Origin of the sequence: Kitasatospora sp. NPDC101183, assembly GCF_044767945.1 — a bacterium.
Taxonomy (GTDB): Bacteria; Actinomycetota; Actinomycetes; order Streptomycetales; family Streptomycetaceae; genus Kitasatospora.
In genome coordinates, this window is record NZ_JBIWOW010000010.1 from 184683 (window position 1) to 202500 (window position 17818).

Sequence of the window (17818 nt, forward strand, 5' to 3'; positions counted from 1 at the left end):
GTGAGCGGGAGAGAGGTGGGGGTGCGTGGGGGTGCGTGGGGTCAGAGCAGGTCGAGCCCAACGCCGAGCAGGGCGTCCAGCTCGGCGTTGAGGTCGTCGACGGACCGCTCCGGCGAGGCCGACGGGGCGGAAGGCATCGACGGGACGGCCGTGGGGGCCGCCTCCTCCTGCCGGACGAGCTCGACGAGCCGGTCGAGCAGCCCGGCGCGCTGGATCTGCTCGGCGGACAGCCGCGCCAGCGCCCAGCCGAGCGCCTCCGACGGGTCCTGCTCCGACGCCGACGCAGGGGCCGGGGGGCCGGTGAGCCCGAGCCGGTCGAGCAGCAGCGTCGCGATGGCGTCGGGCGTCGGGTGGTCGAAGGCGAGCGTGGCGGGCAGGGTGAGCCCGGTCTCGGCGGCGAGGCGGCGGCGCAGCTCGACGGCCATCAGCGAGTCGAGGCCGAGCTGCTTGAGCACCTGCCGGGGCGACAGGGTCGCGCCGCCCTTGCCGCCCAGGACCGCCGCGATCTCGCGCAGGACCGTCCCGAGCAGCGCCTCGCGCCGCTCGGCCACGGGCAGGGCGGCGAGGCGCTCCCGCAGTCCGGCCGGCTCGGCGGCCGTACGGGCCGTCGCGGCGGCGCGGCGCCGGGGTGCGGCGGGCGCGAGGGCCCTGAGCACGGCGGCGAGGCGGCCGCCCCCGTCGGCGGCCCGGCGGGCGGAGGCCAGGTCGAGCCGGACGGGCACCAGGTTCTCCGCCGGGCGGGCGAGCGCCGCGCCGAGCAGGCGCAGGCCCTGGTCGACGGGCAGCGGCGCGATGCCCTGGCGCCGCATGCGGGCCAGTTCGGCTCCGCCGAGGTGCGAGGTCATGCCGACGCCCGCCTGTTCCCACAGGCCCCAGGCGAGGCTGCTGCCGGTGCGGCCGCCCGCGCGGCGGCGGGCGGCGAGCGCGTCGAGGAAGGAGTTCGCGGCGGCGTAGACGCCCTGGCCGGCGGTGCCGAGGACACCGGCGGCCGAGGAGAACAGGACGAAGGCGTCGAGCGCCAACTCCCGTGTCAGCTCGTCCAGGTGGAGCGCGCCGGTGACCTTCGGGGCCAGGACCCGGGCGAGCCGCTCCTCGTCCTGGCCCGCCAGGAGGCCGTCGTCGAGGACGCCCGCCAGGTGGAGGACCGCAGTCCACGGAGCATCCGGACCCGCCAGAGCGAGCACCTTCTCCACGTCATCCCGCCGAGCGACATCACACGCCACCACCTGCACACTCTCCGCGCCGGCCGCCAGCAGGGCCTGCGCCGTCTCGGTCGCCCCGGGGGCGTCGGCGCCCTGCCGGGAAGTCAGTACCAGTCGCCGCACGCCGTGGCGGCGAACCAGCTCGGCAGCCACCTGGCGGCCCAACTCGCCGGTGCCGCCGGTGATCAGGACGGTGCCGTCCGGCCGGATCGCCGGGGTGGCGGCGGCCCGGTCCTGGACGCGCACCAGGCGCGGCGCCAGGGCCCGGCCCCCGCGCAGGGCGAGTTCCGGCTCGTCGGTGAGGGCCAGGGCGGCGGCCGCCTGCCCGGGGTCGTCCAGGTCCAGGTCCAGGAGGCGGATCGTCCGCTCCGGGTGCTCGGTGCGGGCGGTGCGCAGCAGGCCCTGGAGCGGGGCGTGGGCCAGGCCGGGCAGGGTGTCGCCGTCGACGGCGGCCGTGCTGCCGGAGGTCGCCCACACCAGCTCGGCACCGGCCAACCCCGGTTCGGCGAGCAGCCGTTGGAGGGTCCGCAGGGCGGCGGCCGTCAGCTGCTCCGTCCGGTCGGGATCGGCGGGCGCGGTCGCGTCGACGACCACCGTGGTCGGTGCGGGCTTCGCGCCCGCCGACGCCGTGACGTCGGCCAGGTGCGCGGCGCCCAGGCGGGCGGCGAGGGCGCCGTCGCCGCCGAGGACGACCACCGTGCCGGGCGCGGGGGTCGGGGCTGCGGCGGGCAGGGCGACCGGCTGGTACTCCACCCGGTACAAGTCCCAGGTGGCCCTGGCCAGTTGCTCGGCCTTCGCCTCGCGCAGGTTCAGGCCGCCGATCCGGGCGACCGGGCGGCCGGTGGGGTCGGCGGCCCGGAACTCGATCTGGTGGCCGCCCGTGACCTCCACCGCGTCGATGCGGACGCGGAGTTCGGTGCAGCCCGCCAGGTGGAGGTCGGCGTCGCTCCACTCGAAGGGGAGCAGCGCCGTGCCGTCCGGGGTCCGGTCGGCGACCACCGCCTGCAGCACGTGCAGGGCGGTGTCCAGCAGGGCGGGGTGCACACCGTACTCGCCGGCCGCGAGCCCCTCGGGGAGGCGGACGGTGCCGTACGCGGTGTCGCCGTCGCGCCACAGTTCGGTCAGGCCCCGGAAGGCCGGGCCGTAGGCGAGGCCCCGGGCGGCGAAGCGGTCGTAGAAGCCGTCGAGGTCGACGGGCTCGGAGGCGGGGCTCAGCCAGGCGAAGGACTCCGACTCCCCCTGCCCGTCGGCCAGTTGGCCGCTGGCGTGGAGGGTCCAGGCCTCGGTGCCGTCCTCGGGGCGGCCGTGGATCGCGATCGTGCGGCGACCCTCGGCGTCGGGTGCGCCGACCGTGACCTGGAGCCGCACCGGGCCTTCGAGGACCAGCGGCTCCGACAGGGTCAGCTCGGCGACCCGCGCCGCACCGACGGAGTCGGCGGCGGCCCAGGCGAGTTCGAGCAGGCCGGTGCCGGGGACGAGGACGGTGCCGAAGGCGGCGTGGTCGCGCAGCCAGGGCTGGGCGTCCGGGGTGAGGCGGCCGGTGAACAGGTGGCCCTCGCCCTCGGCGAGGGCGGTGGCCGCGCCGAGCCAGGGGTGGGCGGGGGTCTCCAGGCCCATCGCGCCGGGGTCGGTGGTGACGGTGGCGACCTCGGCCCAGTAGTGCTCGCGCTGGAAGGCGTAGGTGGGCAGGTCGGGGACGAAGCGGCCGTCGAGGAGCGTGGACCAGTCCACGGGCACGCCCTGGACGTGCAATTGTCCGAGGGAGCGAAGGAGTTGGTCGATGCCGCCTTCGCCTCGGGCGAGGGAGCCGACGACGACGCCGTTGTGCTCGGCACTGCCGTCGGTCAGCGGCATGGAGAGGACCGGGTGGGCGCTGACCTCGACGAACACGTTCCGGCCGTCGGCGAGCAGCTGCTCCAAGGCGCGGTCGAAGCGGACCGGCTCACGCAGGTTGCGGCACCAGTACGCGCCGTCCAGCTCCGGACCGTCCAGGACCCGACCGAGGACCGTCGAATAGAACGGGACGACCGTCTTGGACGGCTTCAAGTCGGCAAAGGCCGAGGACAGTTCGGGGAGCAGCTGGTCCATCTGGGCGCTGTGGGAGGCGTAGTCGACGTTCACCCGGCGGCAGAACACGTCCTGCTGCTGGAAGTCGCTGACCAGCGCGTCGATCGCGGCGCTCTCGCCACTGACCACCGTGGAGCCCGGGGTGTTGACGGCCGCGATCGACAACTTCCCGTCGTACGAGGCGATCAGCTCCTCGACGTCGGCCACGGGCCGCTCGACCAGCGCCATCCCGCCGAAGCCCGTCACGGCCCGGACGGCGGCCGACCGCAGGGCCACCACACGCGCACCCTGCTCCAGCGACAGCGCACCCGAGACGACGGCCGCAACGACCTCACCCTGACTGTGACCGACCACGGCCGTCGGCTCGACGCCCCAGGACCGCCACAGCGCCGACAGCGCCACACCCATCGCGAACAGCGCAGGCTGGACCACATCCACCCGGTCGACCGGCGGGTGGTCACCGCCGCCACCGGCCAGAACCTCCCGCACCGACCACCCGGTCAGAGGACGCAGCGCCTCGTCACAAGCCTCAACAGCCGCACGGAACACCGGCGACTGCTCCAGCAGCGCCGCACCCATCCCGAGCCACTGGCTGCCCTGGCCCGGGTACACGAACACGACCTCACCCGGAGTACCGGCGACACCCACCGGCTCGCCGTCCGCCAGCGCCCGCAGCCGCGCGGCCGCCTCGACGACCGAACCGGCGACGACCACGGCCCGGTGCTCGAACTGCGTCCGATACCGGGCGGCGGTCACCGCCACATCCGCCAGCGGGACGGCGGAGTGCGCGTCCAGCCAGGAGGCCCAGCGGGCAGCCTGCTCCCGCACCACCGCCTCGTCCCGCCCGGAGACCAGCACCGGCACGGCCACCGGCTGAACCGTCTCCGGGACAACCGAAGCCGCCGGAGCCTCCTCCAGGATCACGTGCGCGTTCGTCCCACTGAGCCCGAACGCCGACACCCCCGCCCGCCGGACCCGCTCCCCGCCGCGCTCCCAGGGCGTCGCCTCGTCGACGACGCGCACCGGCAGCTCGTCCCACGCGATGTTCGGGTTGCGCGGGCTGCTGTGGACGGCGGCCGGCAGCATCCCGTGCCGGAGGGAGGCGAGCACCTTGCAGACGCCCGCGATGCCCGCCGCCGACTCCAGGTGCCCGATGACGGCCTTGGCCGAGCCGAGCCCGAGCGGCCGGCCGGCCTCGCGGCCCTCGCCGTAGACGGCGGCCAGGGCCTGGACCTCGATCGGGTCGCCCAGCGAGGTGCCGGTGCCGTGGCACTCGACGTAGTCGACCTCGCCCGGGGCGAGCCCGGCGGCGGTGAGGGCGGCGCGCAGCACCTTCTGCTGCGAGGAGCCGTTGGGGGCGGTGATGCCGCTGCTGGCGCCGTCGTGGTTGACGGCGGTGGCGCGGACGACGCCGAGGACCTCGCGGCCCTGGGCGAGCGCGTCCGAGAGCCGCATGACGGCGACGACGCCCGCGCCCTCGCCGCGCCCGTAGCCGTCCGCGTCGGCGGAGAAGGTCTTGCTGCGGCCGTCCGGCGCGAGGGCGCGGGAGCGGCTGAGGGCGACGAAGGCGCCGGGGTCGGCGAGGACCTGGACGCCTCCGGCGAGGGCGAGTTCGCAGGTGCCGGCGCGCAGGGCCTCGCAGGCGAGGTGCAGGGCGACCAGCGAGGAGGAGCAGGCGGTGTCGACGGCCAGGGCGGGGCCCTGGAGGCCGAGGTGGTAGGCGATCCGGCCGGCGTGGAAGCTCTGGAGCCGCCCGGTGAGGGTGTACGTGTCGCGGTCGGCGCCGAGCCGGTGGTCGCCGTACTCGCCGGCCCCGGCGCCGATGAACACGCCGGTCGCCGAGTCCCGCAGGTCCCGGGGGCGGATGCCCGCGTGTTCGAGGGCGTTCCAGGCGGTTTCGAGGAGCAGCCGGTGCTGCGGGTCCATCGGCTCGGCCTCGCGCGGGCTGATGCCGAAGAAGGCGGCGTCGAAGGAGGCGACGTCACCGAGGAGGGCGGCCTCGCGCACGTAGGTGCGGCCCTCGGCCTCGGGGTCGGGGTCGTAGGCGGCGTCGATGTCGAAGCGGTCGGCGGGGATCGGCCGCAGGGTGTCGCGGCCCTCGGCGAGGACGGTCCACAGGCTGTCGAGGTCGTGGGCGTCCCCGGGCATCCGCAGGCCGACGCCCACGATGGCGATCGGCTCCTCGGAGCGGGCCGCCGGGGCGGTCCCCGTAGGGGCCTGCGCCGGGACGGGCTGCCCGAGCCGCCCGAGCAGCCAGGCGGCGGCGGCGTGCAGGTTCGGCTGGTCGTAGACCAGCGTCTTCGGCGTGGCGACGCCCGTGCGGCGCTCGATGCGGCGGCTGAGGTCGATCGCCATCATCGAGTCGAAGCCGAGGTCCTTGAACCCCCGGTCGGCGTCCAGGAAACGGGGGTTCTTGACCCCGAGGACGGCCGCGGCCTCCTCGGCGAGCAGGTCGCGCAGGTGGCCGAGCGGGTCCTGCGCGGGGAGTTCGTACGAGCCGTGGGAGGCCACCGGGGCGGCCGGCCGCTCCGCCTCCGGGACGCCGCGCAGCGCCGGGCCGTCGTACGCGACGGCGGCGCGCTCCCAGTCGATCCGGGCGGCGACCAGCGAACGGCCGCCGGCCAGGGCGGTGTCCAGGCAGGCGAGGGCGCGTTCGGCGGGCATCGGGACGAGGCCCAGGGCGTCCAGGTGGGCGCCGATCCGGCCGTCCGCCATGCCCGCCGTGGCCCAGGGGCCCCAGGCGACGGCGGTGGCGGGCAGGCCGGCGGCGCGGCGGGCCTCGGCGAGGGCGTCCAGGGCGGCATTGGCCATGGCGTAGTTGGCCTGGCCGACGTTGCCGAGGGTGCCGACGACGGAGGAGAAGAGGACGAAGGCGTCGAGGTCCGACTCCCGCGTCAGCTCGTCCAGGTGGAACGCGGCCTCCGCCTTGGGGGCGGCGACGGCGGCCAGGGCGGCCGGGTCGAGGTGGTCGACCAGCCGGTCGTCGAGGACGCCGGCGGTGTGGACGACCAGGCGCAGATCGGCACCGAACTCCTCGACGAGCCGGGCGAGTTCGGCGCGGTCGGTGACGTCGCAGGCCGGCTGGTCGACCCGGACGCCGAGCGCCTCCAGCTCGGCGCGCAGCTGCGCCGCACCCTCGGCCCCGGCACCGCGCCGGGAGGCGAGCACCAGGTGCTCGACCCCGCGTTCGGCCAGCCGTCGGGCGACGTGGGCGGCCAGGGCGCCGCTGCCACCGGTGACCAGGGCGGTGCCCCGCGCCCGCCAGGCGGCCCGGCCGGGCTCGGGGGTGTGGCGCACCAGGCGCCGGGCGCGGCGGCCGGACGGGCGCAGGGCGACCTCCTGCTCGCCGTCGGTGGCGGTCAGGGTGGCGATCAGCTGGGCGGCGACGGACTCCTGACCGTCGGTCGGGAGGTCGATCAACCCGCCCCACAGCAGGGGGTGTTCGAGAGCGACCACGCGGCCGAGGCCCCAGGCGGCGGCCTTGCGCGGCTCGGGCGCGGCGTCGCGCGCGTCGGCGCGGACGGCGCCGGAGGTGACGACCCACAGCGGGGCGCGGAGCGTCCCCTCGCCGTACGCGGCCACCAGGGCCTGGACCAGCGCGAGGGTGCGGACGGCGCCCCGGGTGACGGCCGGGTGGGCGGGGTCGGGGGTGACGTCCTCGGCGGTGAGGGCGAGGACGCCCCGGACGGTGCCGTCGGCGGTTCTCGTCGCGAACTCGGTGACAGCGGCGGCCGGTTCGGCATCGGAGGCGATCAGGTGGACGGTGCCGCCGGCCGCCTCCAGGGCGGCGGCGAGGCCGCCCGCCGCTGGGTCGCCGACCAGCAGCCAGTGGCCCTTGGCGGGCTCGTGCCCGGCCTTCGGGGTGTCCAGGGCCTGCCAGTCCTCCTGGTACAGCCAGTCGGCGACCTCCGCGCTCTCCTCACTGCGGGCCCGCCAGGTCTTCAGGTACGGCAGCAGCGGGGCCACGGTCGGGCGCAACTGCTCGGACACGCCGATCAGTTCGGCCACCTGGTCGGCCTCGCCGCGCTCCACGGCCTGCCACAGCCGCTGCTCGCCGACACCCTGCGCCGCCTTCGGACGGGCGGCGGCCGGGGCGGCGGTCAGGCGGTGGGGCTCGCGCTGAAAGGCGTACGGGGGGAGGGGGGTGGGGGTGATGTTGGCCGGGAGGGTGGGGGTCCAGTCGAGGTGCTGGCCGGTGGTGTGGAGGGTGGCGGCGGCGGTGAGGAGGGCGGTGAGCTCGTCCTCGGTGGCGCGCAGGGTCGGGACGAAGGTGGCGTCCTCGGCGCAGGCGGCGCCCATGGCGGAGAGGACTCCGGAGGGGCCACACTCCAGGAAGCGGTGGATGCCGAAGTTGCCCAATTCCTTGACCGCGTCGAGGAAGCGGACGGCCTCGCGGGCCTGGCGGGCCCAGTACTGCGGGTCGCGCACGCCCTCGCCCTCGGCCAGGTCGGCGGTCATACGGCTGCCGTCGAGGGTGCTCACCAACGGGATGCGCGGGGCTCGCAGGTCGCAGGTGGCGACCAGGGCGGTGAACTCCTCCAGCATCGCGTCCATGTGCGCACTGTGGAAGGCGTGCGACACCTCCAGGCGGCGCGTACGACGACCCGGCATCGAGGCGATGAGCCGCTCGACGGCCTCCGGGTCGCCGCTGACCACCGTCTGCGTCGGAGAGTTGACGCCCGCGACCGAGACCCGGCCCTCCAGGACGGCGAGGACCTCCTCCTCACCCGCCTCGATCGAGGCCATCGCACCGCCGCTCTCGCAGGCCTGCATCAGCCGGCCCCGCGCCACGACCAGACGCGCCGCATCGTCCAGGGACAGCACTCCCGCGACGTGAGCTGCGGCGAGTTCGCCGACCGAGTGACCGGCCACAGCGGCAGGCGTGACGCCCCAGGACTCCCAGAGGCGGAACAGCGCCACCTCCAGAGCGAACAGCGCGGGCTGAGTGAACTCCGTACGGTTCAACAGCCCCGCATCCTCGCCGAAGACGACCTCCTTCAACGGACGAGCCACATAGCCGTCCAGAGCACTCAGGACCTCGTCGAACGCCACACGGAACGCCGCATTGGACTCGTACAGACCACGCCCCATCCCCAGACGCTGACTCCCCTGACCCGTGAACAGCACAGCGAGCCCGCCCTCGACCGGCCGGCCCGACACCACGCCCGCACCCGGGCGCCCCTCGGCGACGGCCCGCAGGCCGTCGACCGCCTCCGCCGCCGTCCGGGCGACGACCACGGCGCGGTGCTCGAACCGGGTCCGGTACCGGGCGGCCGTCAGCGCCGCGCCCGCGAGGGTGGCGGGCCGGGCCTCCAGGTGGTCGGCGAGCCGGGCGGCGTTCCCGGCGAGGGCGGCCTCCGTACGGCCGGAGACGGGCAGCGCGACCGGCACCGGGCGCACCGCGTCCGGCCGGTCGAGGGAGCAACCGGCCGTCCAGAGGAGGCCGGTGAGGTCGGTGAGGGTGTCCGGGGCGGGGCGGTCGCGACGGCAGGTCGGGGCGACCACGGCGCCGTCCGGGAGCGAGCGGCGCAGCGAGTGCTCGACCACCGGGTGCGGGCCGACCTCGACCACGCACAGCGGCTCGCCGTCCGCCGCCAGCGCGGCCACGGTCTCGGCGAGGCGCATCGGCTCGCACATGTTGCGGGCCCAGTAGGCGGCGTCCAGCTCGGTGCCGTCCAGCAGGCCGGCGGTCACGGTGGACCACAGCGGCAGCTGACCGGCCCGGCCCCGGAGGCCGTCCAGGCGGCGCAGCAACTCGGGGGCGAGGGAGGAGAGTTCGGTGCTGTGCGCGGCGTAGTCGATGGCCACCCGGTGCACCCGCACCCCGGCCTCGGACAGTTCCCGCTCCAGCGCGGCCACGTCCTCGGTCCGGCCGGACACGGAGACCTGGCCGGGCGCCAGGTGCCCGGCCAGGCTCAGGCCCTCCCGCGCGGCGAGCAGCCGCTCGGCGTCGGCGCGTTCCAGCTCGCAGACCACCATGGCGCCCCGGCCGGAGGCCTGCTCGGCGACCAGCGCGGACCAGGTGCCGATGACACGGGCGCCGTCCTCCAGGCTCAACACCCCGGCGGTGACGGCGGCGGCCACCTCCCCGATGCTCTGCCCGAACACGGCGTCCGGGCGCACGCCGCGCGAGCGCAGCAGCCGCACCAGCGCGGTCTGCAGGCCGAACAGCACCGGCTGCAGGACGTCCGTCCGGCCGAGCCGGGCGGCAGAAGGGCCGGCGGAGGGGTCGGCGGTCAGCTCGTCGAGCAGGGACCATCCGGTGACCGGCCGCAGCGCGCGGTCCGCCGCCTCCAGCCCGGCCCGGAACTCCGGTTCGCCGAGGAGGTCCCGGCCCATCCCGAGCCACTGCGCACCGTGGCCGGAGAACGCGAAGACGATCCGGGGGCGGGAGGTCGGGGAGGAGGGAGTAGCGGTAGCCGCCTCGTGGAGGGCGGCGACCAGCTCGGTCTGGTGCTCGGCAGCCACGAACAGGCGGTACGGCCCGGTGCCTTCGACCAGCAGCGGCGCCGTACCGGCGCCCGCCGGGCGGGTGGCCAGCGCCCCCGCCGCCTCCGCGAGCTCCGTCTCGCTCTCCGCCGCGAGGGCGACGGCGTACCGCCCCCGCGCGCCGGGGGCCTCCTCCAGGGCCACGTGGGCGTTCGTCCCCCCGAAGCCGAAGGCGCTGACGCCCGCGTGGCGCCGCCGTGAGGAGGAGGCGGCGGGCCACGGCGAGCGGGCCGTGACCACCGACAGGCGGTTGCGGTCGAAGTCGATGTGCGGGTTGGGCGCGCCGTAGTGCAGGTTGCCCGGGATCTCCCCGTGGTGGAGGGCGAGCGCGGCCTTGAGCAGGCCCAGGACGCCCGCGGCGGGCTCCAGGTGGCCGAAGTTGGTCTTGGCGGAGCCGATCCGCAGCGCCTCGGTGCGCCCCTCGGCGAAGACGGTGCCGAGCGACTCGGCCTCGATCGGGTCGCCGAGCGGCGTCCCGGTACCGTGGGCCTCGATGTAGTCGACGTCGGCCGTCCGGACCCCGGCGTTGTGCCAGGCCTCGCGCACGACGTCGACCTGAGCCTGGGGGTTGGGGGCGGTGAGGCCGTTGGAGGCGCCGTCGTTGTTGAGGGCGGTGCCGCGGATGACGGCGTAGACGCGGTCGCCGTCGCGCAGGGCGTCGGAGAGGCGGCGCAGCACGACCACGCCGCAGCCCTCGCCGCGCACGTAGCCGTTGGCGTCGGCGGAGAAGGCGCGGCAGTGGCCGTCGGGGCTCATCGCGCCGAGCTTGGTCATGGCGACGGTGGTGTGGGGGTGCAGCATGACGTTGACGCCGCCGGCGAGGGCGAGGTCGGATTCGCCGCTGCGCAGGCTCTGGACGGCGAGGTGGGTGGCGGTGAGGGAGGAGCTGCACGCGGTGGCGACGGCCATGGCGGGGCCCTGGAGGCCGAGGGCGTAGGCGATGCGGGCGGCGGTGACGGAGCTGTCCCAGCCGGTGGCGGAGTGGGCGGTGATGGTGTCCGCGTCGGCGCCGGTGGCGAGGTGGTACTCCTGCGCCATGGTGCCGAGGAAGACGCCGGTGCGGGTGCCGGCGAGCGCGCCGGGGACGATCCGGGCGTCCTCCAGGGCCGACCAGGCGACCTCGAGGGCGAGCCGCTGCTGCGGGTCCAGGTGGGCGGCCTCGGCGGGCGAGATGCGGAAGAGGTCGGCGTCGAAGCCGTGGGCGTCGTCGAGGAAGCCGCCCCAGCGGGTGGTCATGGTGCCGGGGGTGGCCGGGTCGGCGTCGAGCCAGGCCTGGGCGTCCCAGCGGTCGGCGGGCACTTCGCGGACGGCGTCGAGGCCGTCGAGGAGGGCCTGCCAGAGCCCGCCCGCGTCCTCGACCCCGCCGGGCAGCCGGCAGCCGAGGCCGACGATGGCGACGGGCTCACCGGCGGAGGCGGCGGCAGGAGGAGCAGCAGGAGCCACGGCAGCGGACTCCCCCGCCAGGTACCGCGCGAACGCGGGCACCGTCGGGTGCTGCCAGAGCGCGTACACCGGGATCGTCCGGTCCAGCGCCCGGCCGAGCCGGGTGACGAGGGAGAGGGCCTGGACGGAGCGCAGCCCGAGGTCGTGGAAGGTGAGCCCGTCGGTCACCGACGAGGGCAGGACGGCCAGTTCCTCGGCCAGGGTGGTGCGCAGCAGGTCGGTGAGGGCCGCGACGCCGGTCGCGTCGTGCTGCCCCTTGGCGATGCTCATCATTCGTCCTTGGCGGTTGTCGGGCCGTCTGCCTGGCCGGTGCGGGCGGGCCGGGGGCGCCCCCCCGGGGGGGGGGGGGCCCCCCGGGGGGGGGGGGGGCGCCCCCGGGCGGGGTGGGCTCAGTCCCTGCGGCCCGGCGCGGCCGGTACGCCGGCGGCGAGCTTGGGGGTGCCGGCCGGGGTCTGGCCGGGGGTGGGTTCGGGGCTGAGCGGGCCGGTGCCGCCGAAGACGCGGCGCAGGTGCGGGGTGAGTCCGCGGTGGCCGGCGATCTCGCCGTAGACGGCGGCGGCGCTGGTGGGGGTGCGCGCCATGGTGCTGCGGTCGACGGAGTAGAGGCCGAAGTGGGGGCCGTAGCCCTGGAGCCATTCGAAGTTGTCCATCAGCGACCAGTGGTAGTAGCCGCGGACGTCGACGCCCTCGGCCCGGGCCCTGTCGATGGATTCGAGGGCGCGGACGATGATCTGGGAGCGGCGCTCGCCGGAGTCGGTCGCGACGCCGTTCTCGGTGACGATCAGCGGCAGGTCCGGGTAGCGGGCGGAGAAGTCCTTGAGCACCGGGTAGAGGCCGGTCGGGTCCGTCGCGTAGCCCATGGTGGGGATGACGTACGAGGGGTCGAGCGGCGGCAGGCAGGGCGCGAGGCCGCAGACGTCGACGTTGACGACCGGGAGGGTGGTCGGGCCGGGCGTGCTGCCGGGGTCGGAGACGCCGGTGCGGTCGTAGAGCTGGACGCCGAGCCAGTCCATGGTGTTCTTCCACTCGGGGTGCGGCTCGTCGTAGACGCCGTCGTCCTTGGTGGAGAAGGCGCCCTTGCGGATCGAGTCGACGAAGTTGAGCTCGAAGAAGCGGCGGAAGCGCTCGGCGGCGGCGATGTCGGCGGGGTCGTTGCTGACCTTGCCGCCCCGGACCGGGACGTACTGCTTGGCGCTGATGGTCAGGCCGACGTTGGCGGCGTGGCCGGAGCCGTCGGCGGAGACGGTGTCGTACTGCTTGATGGCCTTGTACATCGCGGCGTGCGCGTTGATGTAGTTGCGCAGCGAGACCTGGAACTTGTCCTGGTAGTGGCCGACGAGTTCGGCCTTGCCGGGCGGGCCGGCGCCGAAGGCGTGCGAGAACAGCATGTAGACCATGGGCTCGTTGAGCGTGGCCCAGTCGTCGACGCGGTCGCCGAAGCGCTGGGCGAGCACCTTGGCGTACTCGGCCATGGCCTGGACGACGAGGGGGCCGCCGACGGGGTTGTCGAGGCCGCACAGGTTGGTGTCGCCGGGGCCGTTGGCGCAGCCCGGGTCGTCGGGGTTGTCGACCCAGACGGGGTTGGCGAAGTGGTGCAGGGTGACCATCGGGTGGATGCCGTTGGCGCGCAGCTTGTCGAGCAGGTCGCTGTAGTGCTGGAGGGCGGCCTCGTCGAACTGGCCCCGCTTGGGCTCGACCCGGGCCCACTCGATGTTGAGCCGGTACGAGTCGAGGTTCATGTCCTTGATGAGGTCGACGTCGTCGAGGGCCTTGGTGTAGCCGCCGACGGCGTCGCCGACGGGCTGGGAGCGGCCCATGCCGCCTTCGGACTTCGGCTGCGTCCAGTGGTACCAGTCGGTGTTGGTGTTCTGGTCCTCGATCTGGGAGGCCGAGCTGGCGACGCCGAAGCGGAAGGAGTTCCGGCCGTCGGCGCCGGAGGCGGGTCCGAACTGCGCGAACCTGATCGAGTGGGGCGACCGGGCCTCGGCGCTGTCGGCCTCCGCCACCATGGCGGGGGCGAGCAGGGCGGCGGTGAGGGCGGCGATCGTGAGTCTCTTGGGGCGGATCACGGTCTCTTCCATGGGAGTTCGGGCGGGAAGGCCGCGAGCCCCGCACCCCGTTGCGGCGGGGTGCGGGGCTCGCGGGCCGGGAGGGGTCAGCCGAGGCGCTTGAGGTAGCCCTCGACGGCGTCGGCACCGAGGACGGAGCCGTTGGTGCCGCGGACGATGTCGCGCAGGGCGCCGACCTTCTCGGCGGTGGCCGGGTCGCCGAGGACGGCCTCGACGGCGGCGCGCAGGCTGGCGGCGGTGGTCTCCTCCTTGGGGAGGTGCTTTCCGAGGCCGAGCTCCTCGACGCGCTCGGCGGTGGCCTGCTGCTCGCTCATCTGCGGGACGACGACCATCGGCACGCCGTGGGCGAGGGACTCCATGGCGCTGTTCATGCCGCCGTGGGTGATGAACAGGGCCGCCTGGGAGAGCACGTCGAGCTGGTTGACGTGCTGGTGCACCTCGACGTTGGCGGGCAGTTCGCCGAGCGCCGCCGGGTCGGCGTGGTTGCCGATGGCCAGGACGACGCGGTACTCGCTGTCGGCGAAGGCCTCGATGGCGGCCGGGAAGAACTCGGCCCAGCCGGTGAAGGCGGTGCCCAGGGAGATGAACAGCACGGGCTTGCCGCCCGGGTTGGTCCAGCTGCCCTGGAAGGCGGAGCGGTCGCCGAGGCAGGGGCCGGTGAAGACGAAGCGCTCGTCGAAGGTGTCGCCGTCGTAGTGGAACTCGCGCGGCAGGAAGATGAGGGCCAGGTCCTCGATCTTGGTGAAGAACTCCATCGGGCCGACGCCCTCGAGGCCCACACTCGGCAGGAAGGCCGCCAGCCGGCCCATCATCTCGATGACCTCGGGGGCGATCTCGGAGGCCAGCGGGAAGCGGGACTGGATGGAGAAGACCTCGTTGGAGCCGTACGAGGGGTGCAGGCGCACGGTGGGGATGTTCCACTTGGCGCCGAGGAAGCGGGCGGCCCAGGCCATCTGGTCGTACAGGATGACGTCGGGGCGGTCGTCGCCGTAGAACTCCTCGAAGCGCTTGAGGGTCTCGACGGCCTCGTCGAAGAAGCGCAGGCCCTCGGCGGGCAGCGCCTCCGGGGTGTACGGGTGGGTGTAGTAGTCGCCGAACACCGAGGTGTAGAGGACGGGTTCGGCGCCGACGGCCTCGACGGAGGCGCGGAAGTGCTCGGTGACGGTGTACGTGACGCGGTGGCCGCGGCGGACGAGCTCCTCGACCACGGACAGGGTCGGGTTGATGTGGCCGACGGCGGGGATGTTGAAGACGGCGATGTGAGAAGACATGTGACTGTCCTTCCGTGGAACGTGGAACGGGGAGGTGCCTAGAACGGCACGTGCTTGCCGAGGGCCACGCGCAGGCAGCCGATCTGGCCGCAGTGGTACGCGTCGTGCATCTGGATGATCGCGAGGGCCTTGCCGAGGTTCTTGAGGCGGTCGTCGCCGAAGGGCTCCAGCGGGGACTCGCGGTCGAAGTCGGCGTCGGTGAGGGTGGCGACGAACGCGCGCATCCGGGCGTGGACGGCCTTGTACGTCGCGACCATCTCGTCCAGGGACGGGCTGAGCGACCAGTCCTGGTTGTCGTTGCCGGCGAAGAAGAGCGAGAACTCCTCCGTCACCAGGGACTCGGTGCCCTGGTGGAGGGTGGAGAAGTAGTCGGTGGCGCAGGTGAGGTGGCCGAGGAACCACACCAGCGGCTTGTGCGGGGCGGGGGCGAGGCGGGCGCTCCGGTCGTCGAAGTCCTCGGCGAGCTGGAGCACCATCTCGTGCGCCAGGTCGTAGTGGTGGAGGAGGTGGTCGGTCAGCGAGGTGCTTCTGCTCTCGGTGGCGGTGGACATCTGTGCTCCTTGGCTCTGTCCTTCGGCTGCTGCTCAGTCGAGGGATTCGTACGGGCTGACCGGGCCGCGGACGGCGTCCAGGCGGGCCCTGGCCTCGTCGAAGGTGGGGAGCACCGAGGTCTCGTCGACCTCCCAGTTGGTGCCCTCCCAGTCGTACATCAGCTCCTTCACCCGGCGGGCCGCGGCGAGGTGCGGGGTGGAGGTGAGGAAGCCCAACAGGGCCGCCTCGTCCTCCCAGATGGAGAGGGATCGGGTGCTGTTCCAGGACTCCTCGGAGATCGCCAGGGTCACGGCCAACAGACCGGGGCGGACGTACAGTTCGGCGAGGATCGCCTGGTTCAGCTCGATCGCGGCCGGTTCGTGGCCGGGCTTGGGCCAGCCGACGGAGGTCGCGATCAGGTGCGTGCCGCGGATGGGCTCCTTGAGGAGTCCGGTGGCCTCGTCGATCACCGGCCCGGCCCAGGGGGCCACCACGGTGAGGTCGGACTCGTCCCCGGCCGCGAAGCCGTGCAGGGAGGTGGGGAGGGGGCGCCGCTCGGTCATCGCGGGCTCACCGTCCTTTCTGAATGACGGAGTTCAGCCCTTGCGGCGGACGATCAGCTTCTTGATCTCGGCGACCTGGAGGTGCTGGGCGACCACCTCGGGGGTGCCGACGAGTTCGAGGTCGCCGAGGACGGGGAGCACCGCGCGCAGGATGGCCCGCAGCTGGAGCCGGGCGAGGTTGGCGCCGAGGCAGATGTGCTCGCCGTAACCGCCGAAGGAGAAGTGCGGGTTGGCGGTGCGGGTGATGTCGAAGCGGTACGGGTCGGGGAAGGCGTCGCCGTCCCGGTTGGCCGCCGGGTACCACATGACGACGGTCTCGCCCTTGCGGATGACCTGGCCGCGGATCTCGGTGTCCTGGGTGCAGGTGCGGGCGAAGTGGATGGCGATGGAGGTCCAGCGCAGGATCTCCTCGACCGCGCTGTCCACCAGCGCCGGGTTGGCGCGCAGCTTGGCCAGCTCCTCCGGGTGCTCCAGGAGGGCCTGGATGCCGCCGGCGGTGGCGTTGCGGGTGGTGCCGTTGCCCGCGACGAGCAGGTTGAAGACGGTGTAGAGGATCTCGTGGAACTTCAGCGCCTCGCCGTTGATCCGGGCGGCGACGAGGCGGCTGAGCACGTCGGTGCCGGTGCCGTCGGAGGCGGCCATGCGCTCCTGGACGAGGGTGGCGACGTACTGGTTGAGGGCGCTGATGTTGCGGACGAACGCGGCCTCCGCGTCCTCGCCCTCCAGCTGGTAGTCCGGGTCGGCCGAACCGACCGTGCCCTCCGTCCAGTTGAAGACGTCGTCCCAGTCGGCGTGCGGGGCGCCGACCATCTCGCAGATCGCGGCGACGGGCAGCCGGGCGGAGAGGTGCTTGGCGACGTCGGCCTCGCCGAAGCCGTCGAGGCGCTCCATGAACTGCCGGACGTAGCCGGCGGCCAGCTCGTCGAAGCGGTTCTCCAGGGCGGCCATCGCCTTGGGGGTGAAGCAGGGCGTCATGATCTGCCGGAACTGGCGGTGGCGCGGCGGGTCCATCCAGCTGAGCGCCGGCGGGTCGTCCGGGCTGTGGCCGAACATCGCGGCCCGCTCCTCGAGTTGGCGCTCGAACATGTCGACGGCGTCGGGGGTGTCGACGGTGACGCGCTGGGCGCTGGAGAAGATCTGCGGGTTGCGCGAGACCCAGGCGACGTCCTCGTGGCGGGTCAGGACCCAGAACGGCTCGAAGCCGGGCCGCTGGTACCAGAAGACCGGCGCCTCGCGGCGCAGCAGGTCGAACTCCTCGTAGGGGTACCCGCGTTCGGCGTACGCCTGCTCGCTGGTGATGTCCAGGGTGTCCAGGGTGAGCACGGTGGCTTCCTCCGCTCTATCGGGGGGTGTGCTGGCGCAGGAAGGCCAGGATCGAAGCGGTCTCGGGCTGGTCGGCCTCCGGCAGGACGGCCTGCGGGGCCTCGTGGACGATCCGCTTGGCCAGGCCGGCCGGGTGCTCGGCGTCCTCGCCGGGCAGGACGAGCATCGGGGCCGGGAACTCGGCCATCCACGGCTCGGGGACGGAGAAGTAGGCGGAGCCGTCCGGCCAGAGGCCGTCGCGGAAGCGGACCAGCAGGGTGATGTAGTTCTCGCGGCGGACGGCGCCGATCTCGGCGCGGAACTCCTCGTCGTCGTGCAGGCGCTGGGCGAACGGCCCGGCGGCCGGGTTGTCGGCGAAGCGGCCGTTCTGCGATGCGGCGGCGACCACCCCGGCGACGCCCTCGGCGCGCGGGTGGCGCATGGCCTCGTCGAAGGGGCGGAAGTAGGTGCCCAGGGTGTTGGAGTCGTCCCGGCCGACGGGGCGGTCGCAGACCACGGAGCGGACGCGCGCGGGCGCGTCCTGGGCGAGGCGCCAGGCGTGGACGCAGCCGCTGCCGGCGGCGAGCAGGTGGGCCTGCTCGACGCCGAGTTCGTCCAGGACGGCGAGCTGGTCGGCCGAGGTCCGGGCGTAGTCGAAGGGCAGCGCGGGGGCGTGGCTGGCACCGGCGTGGCGCTGGTCCATCACGATCACCCGGAAGTGCGCGGCGAGTTCGCGCACCGGGTGGTACGGGTGGGCGTCCCAGGAGGCCGCCTCGCTGCTGACCCCGCCGGGGGCGAGCAGCAGCACGGGGAAGCCCTCGCCGTGGACCTGGTAGTGAATGCGCGCCCCGTCCGGGCGCAGGATCTCGGGCATCGGTGTC

7 protein-coding genes are annotated in these 17818 nt (G+C 74.4%); all 7 read right to left on the minus strand.

The genetic code is table 11. From position 1 onward, the window contains the following. Nucleotides 1-41: 41 nt before the first annotated feature. A complete protein-coding gene (locus tag ACIRRS_RS16565; RefSeq protein ID WP_402970878.1) occupies nt 42-11471 on the minus strand; it encodes an SDR family NAD(P)-dependent oxidoreductase in 11430 nt (3809 codons plus the stop codon). 119 nt (nt 11472-11590) lie between these two features. Then, nucleotides 11591-13270 carry a glycoside hydrolase family 1 protein gene (locus tag ACIRRS_RS16570; RefSeq protein ID WP_402970881.1) on the minus strand — a complete coding sequence of 560 codons (1680 nt, stop codon included), beginning with the start codon at nt 13268-13270 and terminating at the stop codon, nt 11591-11593. A gap of 86 nt (nt 13271-13356) precedes the next feature. Beyond that, nucleotides 13357-14541 carry a macrolide family glycosyltransferase gene (locus ACIRRS_RS16575; RefSeq protein ID WP_402970884.1) on the minus strand — a complete coding sequence of 395 codons (1185 nt, stop codon included), beginning with the start codon at nt 14539-14541 and terminating at the stop codon, nt 13357-13359. Between the two features lie 38 nt (nt 14542-14579). Continuing rightward, nucleotides 14580-15092, minus strand: coding sequence for a DinB family protein (locus tag ACIRRS_RS16580; RefSeq protein ID WP_402970887.1), 513 nt, complete (start codon nt 15090-15092; stop codon nt 14580-14582). A 33-nt stretch (nt 15093-15125) separates the two neighbouring features. After that, nucleotides 15126-15635, minus strand: coding sequence for an antibiotic biosynthesis monooxygenase family protein (locus ACIRRS_RS16585; protein ID WP_402970890.1), 510 nt, complete (start codon nt 15633-15635; stop codon nt 15126-15128). 33 nt (nt 15636-15668) lie between these two features. Continuing rightward, nucleotides 15669-16958 (minus strand): cytochrome P450, encoded by a 1290-nt coding sequence (locus tag ACIRRS_RS16590; protein ID WP_402970893.1) that lies wholly within the window; start codon nt 16956-16958, stop codon nt 15669-15671. A gap of 16 nt (nt 16959-16974) precedes the next feature. Beyond that, nucleotides 16975-17811 carry an alpha/beta fold hydrolase gene (locus ACIRRS_RS16595; RefSeq protein ID WP_402970896.1) on the minus strand — a complete coding sequence of 279 codons (837 nt, stop codon included), beginning with the start codon at nt 17809-17811 and terminating at the stop codon, nt 16975-16977. Nucleotides 17812-17818 lie beyond the last annotated feature (7 nt).